Annotated in this window: 11 protein-coding genes; 5 read left to right on the top strand and 6 right to left on the bottom strand. The window is 33.9% G+C overall.

Going from position 1 to position 12,369, the window contains the following annotated elements; all coding sequences use genetic code 11:
* Window positions 1-26: 26 nt before the first annotated feature.
* Window positions 27-719 carry a response regulator transcription factor gene (locus HOO91_05160; GenBank protein ID NOU16930.1) on the bottom strand — a complete coding sequence of 231 codons (693 nt, stop codon included), beginning with the start codon at window positions 717-719 and terminating at the stop codon, window positions 27-29.
* Between the two features lie 491 nt (window positions 720-1,210).
* On the opposite strand from HOO91_05160, the gene HOO91_05155 reads away from it, so the two are divergent.
* The 3 genes from HOO91_05155 (at window position 1,211) to rocD (ending at window position 4,634) form a co-directional block, all read left to right on the top strand.
* The gene (locus HOO91_05155) at window positions 1,211-2,008 is read left to right on the top strand and encodes an SDR family NAD(P)-dependent oxidoreductase (protein ID NOU16929.1); all 798 of its coding nucleotides are present in this window, start codon (window positions 1,211-1,213) and stop codon (window positions 2,006-2,008) included.
* Window positions 2,009-2,137: 129 nt separating this feature from the next.
* Window positions 2,138-3,217, top strand: coding sequence for a VOC family protein (locus HOO91_05150; GenBank protein NOU16928.1), 1,080 nt, complete (start codon window positions 2,138-2,140; stop codon window positions 3,215-3,217).
* Window positions 3,218-3,422: 205 nt separating this feature from the next.
* The gene (gene rocD, locus HOO91_05145; GenBank protein NOU16927.1) at window positions 3,423-4,634 is read left to right on the top strand and encodes an ornithine--oxo-acid transaminase; all 1,212 of its coding nucleotides are present in this window, start codon (window positions 3,423-3,425) and stop codon (window positions 4,632-4,634) included.
* Between the two features lie 174 nt (window positions 4,635-4,808).
* On the opposite strand, the gene HOO91_05140 is transcribed toward rocD, so the two are convergent.
* Window positions 4,809-5,048: a hypothetical protein gene (locus HOO91_05140; GenBank protein ID NOU16926.1), complete on the bottom strand. Its 240-nt coding sequence runs from the start codon at window positions 5,046-5,048 to the stop codon at window positions 4,809-4,811.
* A 496-nt stretch (window positions 5,049-5,544) separates the two neighbouring features.
* Here HOO91_05140 and HOO91_05135 point away from each other — a divergent pair, with 496 nt between their 5' ends.
* Together HOO91_05135 and HOO91_05130 are read left to right on the top strand one after the other, a co-directional pair.
* On the top strand, window positions 5,545-6,741 hold the full coding sequence (locus HOO91_05135) for a phosphatidylserine decarboxylase (protein NOU16925.1): 1,197 nt from the start codon (window positions 5,545-5,547) through the stop codon (window positions 6,739-6,741).
* A 1,012-nt stretch (window positions 6,742-7,753) separates the two neighbouring features.
* Window positions 7,754-8,089, top strand: coding sequence for a PAS sensor protein (locus tag HOO91_05130; GenBank protein ID NOU16924.1), 336 nt, complete (start codon window positions 7,754-7,756; stop codon window positions 8,087-8,089).
* On the opposite strand, the gene HOO91_05125 is transcribed toward HOO91_05130, so the two are convergent.
* From HOO91_05125 to HOO91_05110, 4 genes are all read right to left on the bottom strand, one after another.
* Window positions 8,090-8,668 (bottom strand): DUF2179 domain-containing protein, encoded by a 579-nt coding sequence (locus HOO91_05125; protein NOU16923.1) that lies wholly within the window; start codon window positions 8,666-8,668, stop codon window positions 8,090-8,092.
* A gap of 129 nt (window positions 8,669-8,797) precedes the next feature.
* Window positions 8,798-10,294, bottom strand: a complete 1,497-nt coding sequence (locus HOO91_05120; GenBank protein ID NOU16922.1) for a hypothetical protein — start codon at window positions 10,292-10,294, stop codon at window positions 8,798-8,800.
* Between the two features lie 207 nt (window positions 10,295-10,501).
* A complete protein-coding gene (locus tag HOO91_05115) occupies window positions 10,502-10,921 on the bottom strand; it encodes a phosphate ABC transporter substrate-binding protein (protein NOU16921.1) in 420 nt (139 codons plus the stop codon).
* An 11-nt stretch (window positions 10,922-10,932) separates the two neighbouring features.
* Window positions 10,933-12,099, bottom strand: a complete 1,167-nt coding sequence (locus HOO91_05110) for a hypothetical protein (protein NOU16920.1) — start codon at window positions 12,097-12,099, stop codon at window positions 10,933-10,935.
* Window positions 12,100-12,369 lie beyond the last annotated feature (270 nt).

Genomic DNA, 12,369 nt, shown 5'->3' with positions numbered 1-12,369 from the left:
TTAGTTTTTGGTTTTCAAATTCGCTATTATTCAATATACTTATATCCTACACCTTTAATAGTAACTATGTGACTATCTCCTATCTTTTCGCGAAGTTTTCGGATATGAACATCAATTGTTCTATCCCCAACAATAATATCATCTCCCCATATTATTGAAAAAATTTCATCTCGTGTAAATACTTTTTGAGGGCGGCTATGGAGCAAAGTTAAGAGTTCAAATTCTTTTTTGGGTAACACTATTTCAGTGCCATTATTGATAATTATAAATCGCTCTTTATCTATTACTAAATTCTTTTTTGCATTTTCAATTGGAGGGGTTATCTCTATTTCGTTCGTATTAATCCTTTTAAGCAATGCTTTAATTCTACTTACTAATACTTTAGGTTTTATTGGTTTTGTAACATAATCATCACCACCAGCTTCAAAACCAGCAATTTGGCTGTAATCCTCTCCCCTAGCGGTAAGAAAAGCCACTAATGTGTTTTTTAAGGCAGGTATCTTTCTAATCTCCTCGCATGTTTCAATTCCATCCATCTCAGGCATCATAACATCAAGTAAAATTAATTGAGGGTGAACATCCTGAGCGATTTTAATAGCATCCTTACCATTATTTGCCGTGTGAACATTGAAGCCTTCCTTTCGTAAATTATAGCCTATAAACTCTAGGACATCTAGTTCATCATCCACTAACAGTAAATCATACTTTTTGGCATCCATGGTGCATTATTTGATTTAAGAAAGAAACATTCGTCTAATATACAAAATTACACATTAAACAATGATTTGATAATTAAGTTAATATTAAGATCCCATTATTAAATTGTTAATAATTCTACTTTGACAGATTCGAAAAATACACAAAAAATCAACCTAATTTACCCCTGCCTCTAAAGGGTGTAGGTTGATTTTTCTGCTTTCTCCCTTTAGGGCAAGGGGTAAAAAAGCAGAATCGAAGTGAAACGAGCTCGACAAAGTCAAAAATCAAATAAAAATCTAATCTGTCAAAGTAAAAATAATACCAAACATGAATTAGTCCTGTTTGCCCAAAACTATAGAATTTGATTCAAGTTCTCTTGACTAATATACTATCTGTAAAAAAGCATCCTAAAATAAAAAGTGTTTTATGATCAATAATAATTAATAATCAATTACTCCTAATTATGGCGACTAATATTTTTTTATGATATTTGCTAACCTAAAAAAAATCTATGATTACTTTTAAAAATAAATTAGTTTTAATTACAGGAGCTTCTTCTGGAATTGGTAAAGCAATATCATTACAACTTGCTAAGGAAGGTGCTAAACTTCTTATTGCCGATAAAAATTTAGAAAATCTAGATATTGTAAAAAATGAGTGCTTAAAGCATACTCCCTTTTGCGAATCAATCTGTTTTGATTTACTAAACCCCTCAGAAGTTAGTGCAGCCGCTACTGAAATACTTTCTAAATATGGTCCTATCCACCTACTAATTAATAATGGAGGTATTAGCCAGAGATCATTAGCCATTGAAACCCCAATTGAGATTGATAGAAAAATCATGGAAATTGATTTTTTCTCTTATATAATTCTAACCAAGGCTTTTATTCCTTCAATGATTGAGCAAAAAGAAGGTTATATTGCCGCAACAAGTAGCTTATCCGGAAAATTTGGTTTTCATCTTCGCTCATCCTACTCAGCAGCAAAACACGCTATTCAAGGATACTTTGAAACTCTACGAATGGAACTTAAGGTGCATGGTATTTCTGTAACGGTTGCCTACCCCGGTTCAATTAACACAAGCATTTCAGTTAATGCAATCGAAAAGGATGGAAGGCCTCATGGAATAATGGATCCTGCACAAAGTAATGGAATGTCTACCGAAGAATGTGCAAAACACTATATAAAAGCAATTAAAAAAGGTCGCGCAGAAGTTCTTATAGGGGGAAAAGAGATTATTATGTTTCACTTAAGACGTTTCTTTCCAAGGCTGTTTTTTAAAATCATTGGAAAAATTAAATCAACATAGATATTGCCTTGAATTTGGAGTGCCTAAAATGCCTAGAGTTTTGGTCTCTCCTTTACTTTAAGCACTCTATACTTTAGCTCACTTTAAGTTCTAACTTGTTATTAATCTATTTAATATAAAAAAGCACACATGGAGAAAATTATTTGCGGAATACAACAAATTGGCATTGGAGTTACCAATGTTTACGAAGTATGGAAATGGTATAAGGAATTTCTTGGTACTGACATTAGAATTTTTGAAGATAGTACTGTGGCAGAACTTATGCTTCCTTATACAGGAGGGCAACCACGTGAAAGACATGCAGTTTTGACTGTAAACCTTCAAGGAGGAGGTGGATTAGAGATTTGGCAATACAAAGGTAGAACTCCACTAGCTCCTTCTTTTAATGTTCAAATAGGAGATTATGGAATTTATGCCATTAAATTCAAGTGCCGTGATATAAATGTTGCATACAACTCCTTCACAAGTAAGGGTGTTGAACCACTTACTAGACCTCAAAAAAATCCTGCTGGGATTAATCATTTTTTTGTAAAAGATCCCTTTAACAATACATTTGAAATATACGAAAGCACATCATGGTTTAAAAATAATGGTAAACCTACAGGAGGAGTTTCTGGTGCAATAGTTGGTGTTAGTAACATTGATAATTCATTAAAGATTTACACAAAACTCTTAGGCTACGATAAGGTTTTATCCGATTTAACTGGAAATTTTAATGATTTAAATGGACTTCCTGGAGGAACTGGTACATTTCGCAGAATTCTTCTAGCCCATTCAAAACCACGTAAAGGAGCATTTAGCGCTCTTTTCGGTGATACACAAATTGAGTTAGTTCAAGCATTGGATAGGACTCCGAATAAAATCTTTAAAGATCGTCTTTGGGGTGATTTAGGGTTTATTCATCTTTGTTTTGATATCAAAAACATGGATGGCCTTGAAAAAGAATGCAATGACCTTGGTTTCCCATTTACTGTAAATTCAAATATTAAGCATAACGACAAGGGAAGCTTTGATATGGGTGAAGCAGCAGGTCATTTTACTTATATTGAGGATCCAGATGGAACTTTAATAGAATTCGTTGAAGCACATAGACTTCCGCTATTGAAATCATTGGGTATTTGTTTGAATTTAAATAAACGTGATCCAGAACGATCTTTACCACACTGGATTATAAATTTGATGGGACTTAAAAAAGTAAAGGGACTTTAAGAGTCCCTTTTTTTTGATATACACCCTTCACAATACTCATGAATACTGGTTAAGTTTAAAAAACATGTTTCTTAACATACCGCTAGTGATTACGCAAATATTTGAAATTTGGAAAACTAGCCTTAACCTTGTAGGGCTATAAATACAAATTTAGGATTCACTTAAACATTGAATATCAATTTAAAACTTAAATATTATGAGCAAAATGACATCAAAAGAGTACATGGATAGGGAAGATAAATTCGGTGCACACAACTATCATCCACTTCCTGTAGTTCTTGAAAAAGGTGAAGGTATATTTCTATATGGTGTAGATGGGAAACGTTACTACGATTTTTTATCCGCATATTCGGCTGTTAACCAAGGGCATTGCCATCCAAAGATTGTTAAGGCTCTTTGCGATCAGGCTCAAACGCTTACCTTAACTTCAAGAGCTTTTTATAATGATGTTTTAGGTGAATACGAAGAGTATATTACGAAATACTTTGGTTACGATAAGGTTTTACCAATGAATACTGGTGCTGAAGCAGATGAAACTGCTTTAAAACTTTGCCGTAAATGGGCCTATATGAAAAAAGGTGTTAAAGAAGATCAAGCGAAAATTATTGTTTGTGAAAACAACTTCCATGGCCGCACAATTACAGTGGTTTCAATGTCAACCGATCCAGATTCTTATGGTGGTTTTGGCCCTTTCACTCCAGGTTTTATAAAAATTCCATATAACGATTTAGCTGCTCTCGAAAAAGAGCTTAAAGATCCTAACGTTGCTGGTTTTCTAGTTGAACCTATTCAAGGTGAGGCTGGGGTATTTGTTCCAGATGAAGGATATCTTAAAAAAGCATTTGACCTTTGTAAAAAGAATAATGTTCTCTTCATTGCTGATGAGGTTCAAACTGGTATTGCTCGTACAGGTAAAATGCTTGCATGCGATCACGAAGGTGTTCGCCCTGATATTATTATACTAGGTAAAGCTATTTCAGGTGGAGTATTTCCCGTTTCTGCAGTACTTGCAGATAATGATATTATGCTTTGCATTAAACCTGGTGAGCATGGTTCAACTTTTGGTGGAAATCCAATTGCTTGTCGTGTAGCCATTGCGGCGTTAGATGTTATTAAAAATGAAAAGTTAGTTGAAAATGCTGAGAAGATGGGCAAAATTTTCCGCGATGAAATCAGGAATATTAAAAGCGATATGATTGAATTAGTACGTGGAAAAGGTTTGCTTAATGCTGTTGTTATTCGCAACAAAAATGGTAAAACTGCTTGGGATGTTTGCTTAGCAATGGCAGAGAAAGGTCTTCTTGCAAAACCTACTCATGGTAATATTATTCGCTTTGCTCCCCCTCTTGTAATTAATGAGGCTCAACTTAAGGATGCTATCAGCAAAATAAAAGAAGCATTTAAATTATTCGAATAATCATTTTATAAATAAAATAGAGCAGGTAGGGGGATTACCCCCCTACCTTTTACACCATCGTACCTACTCTCTTATACAGCGATTTCCTTAAACGGTTTAAACAATGATAAAATTACATGTTAAGGTTCGTTATAATCAGGAGACACCTATCTAATTTAGTTCCATGCCACCTTATCAATAGGTGATAGGAATACTTTTCTTGGCTGCTCCAACGGGCTTATTGGATACTATAACCTCAGTTGACTTCTCTTGCCTATTCTCTGTCACCAAACAGATAATCGCTCTAGCAATCGGTCTGTAAGATCTCTCGAGGTAATACGCAGTACTTTCTTCGTATCCTGCTAGGCCTTGTATCTGGTTTCTGTACGACAGAACTGTGATTTTGCGTAGGGCTTCCTTTTGATTCCTCCTCATAGGGAGTATTCTTGTCCGTCACTAGTATTTCCAGTTAAATTAGGTGTATCGGGGATTCACTCCCCTCAATATTGTGCTACGACCAGCACACAAAAGAGGAATTTCGTCGGAAGCCTTCAAAGCTTGATGACCTTTGCAAAGAAAACAACATAGGCTCACAAAACCCAACACGCCAAAAACAAGCTATATGGTTGAGAAGATAAACCCAAGGAGTTGCCAACAAAAATGGGCCTATCTTGAAAGAAATATACTATAATATAGAAGAAATAGATATGAATTTACCATTTTTCCGATGCATATATGTCATAAAAAACCACAGCGGACTAAGAAAAGAACTACATGTTAAAAAACATCTTTTAAAGCAATTGAAAAGTGATTTGATTTAAAACTAGAAAACTTTAAAAAAAGTCCCGATGATTTTAAAAATAAAACTCTATGTTTGAAACATACTAATGAACTAGATTTTAACAAATAATATATTAAATATTAACAAGTTATGACACTTTTAGCACAGGAAACTCAGGAAATATTAAACTCTTCGCCGGTAACTCTGGAGAAATTAAGTACTTCACCAGTAATCAAACTGAAAGAACTTTACAAGTCTAACCTACAATTTAGAAATGATATTGATGAAGCATTTAAGAATCTACAAAATATGCCTGCCGATTATACCCATAGGCCAAATAACAACTATTGGAAACTAAGTAATCGAGCGAATTTTGATTCTTTATTTATGTTCTTTTATAAATGGAGTTTGTTTGCCCCCACTACAGAGGACGGGTTATTCGCATTTATTGAGCCTTTTTATGAGTTTTACTATAATAATGAACCAGCCATTCGAATTGTTACACAATCCCCTGGATACGAATGGACAAAGTACTTTTTAGATTGGCGAAAAAAATTCATGGACAGTCCTCAATCTTTGTGGACAATAGATGATTGGAAAATAGACCCCAGTTGGAATGATTATATTATTCCTGAAGGTGGTTTTAAATCTTTCAATGAACTTTTTACTAGAAAAATTAAATCAGGATTAAGGCCTATTGATGAACCGCATGATCTTTCCATTCTGGTTTCGCCGAGCGACTCTCGTCTCAATAAAGTTGAAAACAAATTGTCAGAATACGACTGTATAACTACTAAGGTACGACAAAAACTATCCATTAAACAACTTCTAGATAATTCCATATTTCATTCAATGTTTATTGATGGTTCCGCTTTGTCTTTTGTCTTGATGCCTAACAATTATCATCACTGGCATGCTCCTTTAAGCGGAATTGTTGTAGAATCAAGAGAAAATGTATTGGGTAACTATTTTGGCAATCCAAATTTTCCTGATTTTTTTAAAAATAAAAACTTGGGATACAATTCTGACTTTTCTGTTTTCGAGGTTTACCGACGTGGATATTATATTTTCAAAACAATAAGCTACGGGTATGTTGCAATGATTACAGTAGGTTTAGATGATGTCAGCTCCATTAATTTCGAACCAAAATTTAAAGACATTTCGGAAGACAATGGTAGTGTCGTAAAAAAAGGAGAATTAATGGGACATTTTGCTTATGGTGGATCAATGATTATCCTTTTGTTTCAAAGAAATGTATTACCCATTGACACTAAAATTAGTATAGATATACTTCAGGGGAAGAAAGTTGCAAAATTGAATCCTGTTATAGTCAATAATATGAACTGACCTTTTATTGTGACAAAAAGAAAAAAGTGGGGCAGAACCCACTATAATAAACGAACCTCTTTACTCCTAGAGCAAACGTTTTATTGATTTCATATCTATTCCTTTTATTCAAGGTTACTCCTAAATAATGATATATTTGTGAGAATAGTTCAGAATAAATTGAGAAGATAACAAACGAAGATTAGTACTCCTTGAAAAGTAGTTATTACTAAAAACTAACAGAAGTTCGGAAGCTGTCTCAAAAGTTTTTTTAAGCCTCTGAGAATTGAATATTTGGAAAACTTCTCAGGTAGAGTACAAAATCGAATAAGTATGAGGATTACTCCCTCGTCCTCTCACACCATCCTGCGTACTCTAACACACCGCGGTTTCCTTAAACGGTTTTAACAATGAAGAAAATTCCATTGTTAAGGCTCATTATAATCAGTTTGTCCAGCTGTCATTCTGTTGATACAAGAGAACCTCTTGTCTGTCCCTTACGTTTAACGATTCAGTCCTTCTCCAACGGCTTGTCGGATACTATGACCTCTACTGACTTCTTACTGTTTATTCTCTGTTTGTCGCCAAACAGATAGTCGCTCTTGCAACAGACTGTAAGATCTCCTGAGGTAAGACGCTGTACTTTCTTCGCATCCTGCCTGATCTGCCTTGTTTTACCGTTTAACTATAGGTTTTTCTCAAGCTATCGCTCGGTTGACCAAATAACTTAAGGCTTTGTATCTGGTTTTTGTACGTCAGAACTTCGATTTTGCTAAGGACTTCCTTCTGATTTCTCCTCACGGGAAACACCCTTGTCCATCTTTAATATTTCCGGTCAAATACGATGTATCGGAGACTTACTCGCCTTAGTTCAGTGCCATGCCTAGCACACAAAGGAGTGTCTCAAAAATTCGAAACATCCTTTTTTTCCCCCTAAAAAGATTCTAAATATTCGATTTTCATTGACTTTTAAAAATTATCAATATCATTATTATACTACTTTTGTACTTTAAAAATGACTCCAATGGATGATATACTGGCTTGGGCTAAAACTATTAACTGTGCAATAACGGTTAGCAATATTAATGGTACCATTATCTACATGAACGAAAAATCAGGTAAAACCTTTGAAAAATGGGGTGGGCTTGATTTGGTTGGTAAAAGCCTGAATAACTGTCATTCTCCTAAATCACAAGAAACTATTACAAAGTTAATGGATAAAGGGGAAACAAATGTTTACACAATTGAAAAAGCAGGAATTAAGAAGATAATATACCAAGCACCTTGGTTTAAAGAAGGTAAAGTAGCTGGATTAGTTGAACTCTCAATTGAAATTCCTTTTAATCTACCTAATTTTATAAGAGATTAATTACTTCCCCACCCGCCAAAATCTGAAATTTAAAGGCATTTTCTCTGGGAAAATTCCAGAATTTACATCTCTTATATCCTCTATTGAGTAGAATATTTCGGAATTAAAATCTTTTATTAGTTTTAATGCCGAAGTAATATTAGTTCGATGAACCAAAGAGTAGATAATATTCACCTTCCCGCTACTACCCTCTGCATCAACAATTGTAGCTCCAAAGCCATGTGAATTAAGAATTTTAGCAAGTACGTCACCATCTTTACTTGTTATAACTCTAATCATCAGATTTCCAACTGCTATTCTCTCTTCAACAAGCAAACCAACGTAATTGCCTGTGGCAAACCCAGCAGCATAGGCAAAATAGCAAATGAAATTATTCAAATTACTCATAATCTGGCTTATGGCTATAATCCAAATAAACACCTCAAAAAATCCCAAAATGGGAGCTACTCGCTTATGTCCCTTCGATACAAATACTATTCTTATTGTACCAATTGTCACATCGCATATTCGAGCAAAGAAAATTAGCAAAGGAAGTATAAGATAGGCGTAAACGTTAGAATCTAGCAGGATATTTCCCATAATTTTAAAATGTGAAATGTGTATTCAATTAGGGTTAATTCTAATTTAAAAAGTTCTAGCAAAGCTAGAACTTTTTAAAAGAAATTTACTCGAATAATAATCTCAACTCTAAGAACGAACATTATTATTTCATTCCCTGCGAAATTTAAAAAATAAGATTAACTCTTTTAAACTTTTCGCCTGTAAATCCAACTGTGATGCATTTGAAGATAACTCTTCGGATGCTGCGGCATTTTGTTGCGTCAAACTATTAAGTTGCTGTATAGCATTATTGACCTGATTTGTTCCATTGTTTTGTTCAATACTTGCCGCAACAATCTCTTGAACAAGCGAGGTTGTTTTCTCAACAACAGGAATCGTTTCCATCATAATTCTCCCCGCTTCGGATGATAATCTAAAGCTTTCTTTACTTAGATTTACAATTTCCTCAGCTGCAGTTCTGCTTTTTTCAGCCAATTTTCGAACTTCACTAGCAACTACGGCAAACCCTCTGCCATGCTCACCCGCTCTAGCGGCTTCAACTGCTGCATTTAAAGCAAGTATATTAGTTTGAAATGCGATATCGTTGATAATTCCAATTTTGTCTAGAATTGCCTTATTTGCGTCTACTACCTTTAGCGATTGATTTGACACTAATTTTATTCCCTTACTGGCCTCTTCGGATATTTTTCCAGTAATTTGCGCATTTTCACTATTCTGTGAAATATTAGCAGAAATTTGCTCTACCGTTGAAGCTATTTCTTCAACAGATGACGCTTGTTCGTTTGCACTTTCGGACAACTTTTCAGATGTTTCGCTTGTTTCAATACTGGAATTATTCATGGCCTCAATACCAACCTGCACATCAGCCAAAACAGATCTTAGCTTATCAATTAATTGATTTGTGACCAAAACCATTTCTCCAATCTCATCACGTCTTATTTTAAAAGTTGATTCTTCGTCAAAATATAATTTTCCTTCGGAAAGATGAATAAGTCGCTTACTAATATATTGAATAGATTGACTTAGTGACTTAGTGATTAGAAATGATATTATCAAAAAAATAGTTAAGCTGATTACTAGCAAGGAAATAATATTCCTGAAAGAACTTTTAAAATTCTCACCTGTTGAAGTAAATGCATTATCATTCTCCTTTTTACTAGACAATTCGAGTTCATTTAATGCATTTTTAACTGCATTAAAATCCTCAACCATTTTGCTAATACTTTTACTAAGCTCTTCGGTGATTTCACCTCGAATCATAGAACTAGAAGTATTATACGCAAGATTGTAATAATCTTTAATCTGAATTTCAATTTTGCTAATCGCTCCATCGCGTCCTATTATATTGCTTTTTGCGCTGGTAAGCATGTTTAATATTGCATTATATTTTTCTTTGGTAGCCAATAATTTTTCATTATCAGTTGATGATACAGCATCTTGAAATTCACGTTGCAAATTAATTAGCTCATAATTTAGTTTATTTGCTGTTTCCAAATACGGCATGTAGCCATTTTGAATGTTATTCAGCAATAATTTTGAGTTGGAATTTGAAGTTTGAAAAATGAAAAAAACAGCTATTATTAGCAAAATAAATAACACTGGGAACAGCATCAATTTCTGCCTAATTTTTAAATTTTCAATCATTTTTATCTATTTAAGATTAATTAGATATACGTTAAATATTAAGAATTTCAATATAATGCTAGTTAAATATTGTGGGACTTTAAGTAACATAGCAACAATGTTCAACAATACTGAAAACCAAAAGAAAATACCATGTTTAAAAGACATAGCAATACTATAATCATACTGACAAACAGCCTATTAGTTTATTGTTAGATAAAATTAACATTATCTTGATACTTTAAGTTCTTTTACGCCAGATATATTAGCACCGGCAGAAACATACCCTATAGCTCCTGCATTTTGGCTGACATATTTTATAACCTCCTCGTCATCTGATTTTTCTAAGGGTGGTGTGCCGATTCCTGCAAAAATGGCTTGCTGCCAATAACTCTTAATAGCACTTACCGATTTTTTATGCACTCCATCAGTAAATATTTTTCTTACCCCCGAACTAGCTACCTGATCAATCGGATCAACAGTTTTTCCATCAGCCCATTTTGTATTCTTTTTTAAGAAGAGCTTTGAAATCTCATCCTCACTTAGGGTACTAGTTGAATTGGATTGGTTTACAATTACTTTATAGCCTTGGGCATTAGCTGTAATTCCTATAGCCAATATCATTAATAAAAAAATATATTTTCGCATAGTCTTTTTTTTTAAAATGAAAATACAAATGAAAACAAGTAATAATTGTAGTCTTTAAAATTGGGTAAAGGGGTTTTTTGGTGATCCTCAACCAAAATTCTTCTATATTCCAACTTAAAAATAGTTTCGTAGAAAGGACGATAGGCTATACCACCCGAATATGTAGTCATTGGCAAATCAACTAGAGAACCATCCGTAAAAAGTGCTTTTGCATCCTCAATATATTCATATCTCACCCAAGGCTTAAAAGCTCCACCATCATAGGTTAACTCAGCATAGTATCCTTTGTATGTTAGAGAATAAATTGGAGTACTTTCTGTGGTTTTTAAATCGGCATTCCAATATTCAGCATTTAACTTGAATTTTTGGATATTAAGATGCAAATCAACCCCTAGTGATCTTTGTTTAGCCTCTTCAAGGCTTGATACGTTACCTGTGGCTGCATCTAATATCACCAAGTTCGATTCTGTACCTTCAAATATGTTTAATCCCAAGGTTCCTATCTCTTTAAAATCGAAAGATAATCTTCCAGATCCACCTAAGTATGATTTAGGTATATTTCCTTCATACACTTCATAATGCCCTGCATACTGAGCAATTTCTTCTTGACCCTGAATGCCAATAATTCCACCCTCGAGATGATCCGTAATATAATAATTACCATAAGTGGCATTGTAGTTCATCCTTAGATTTTCACCAAAGGAACCTGCAATTTGAATTCCACTAATGCTTTGGGGAAAAAACATATGGTGAGAAACAACCATAGGAAGTACACCACTTGGGTTTAGTGGGGCATAATAATATAAGTTTGAAGGGCTTAATGGGGTAAGAAATTTTCCTGCACCAAGTTTAAAACCCTGATTAAAAGCATATTGTCCAAATGTTTCTACTACAACATCGTGCATACTTCTCACCCATGGGCTATATACTAGAGTTGATTTAATCTCGAGTTTTTCCAAAGGCTTATAAGTAGCCAAAAAACCCGCTTGTGCTAATCCAATACCTCTATGTTTTACTGTTGGCACACCTATTACACTTACACTAGAATGGTCTGAATATTCAACAATTGAATTTATATACCCTGTAAAATGGGTTTGAGGTTTCCATTCATCCTGTGCAAAAGAGTTCACATAATGCAACATCAAAAACAATAAAAAAAAGCCAATTTTCTTTTTCATAATCATTGTTTGTTTAGTTAAGATATCAAATTTTACTAGATTGTTTATGAAAACCTAGTTTTTAGTTTGTTTCAAATTTAGTATTTTATTTTAAAAATCATCAGGGTTCTGTTTAAAGATTTCTGTTTTTAATTATATAGATTCACTACTGAACGACTAAAAAATAATTAAGGGGTTACTCCCCAAAGGTTTCACCCCATGTTGTAAGTTTGTTTTTGCGAAATAAACAACAACATGGACAAAAATAAGGAAATAAAATTTGTCGGACAG

This window comes from Bacteroidales bacterium, assembly GCA_013141385.1.
Lineage (GTDB): Bacteria > Bacteroidota > Bacteroidia > Bacteroidales > Tenuifilaceae > UBA8529.
This window is presented reverse-complemented; position numbering and strand designations above follow the sequence as displayed.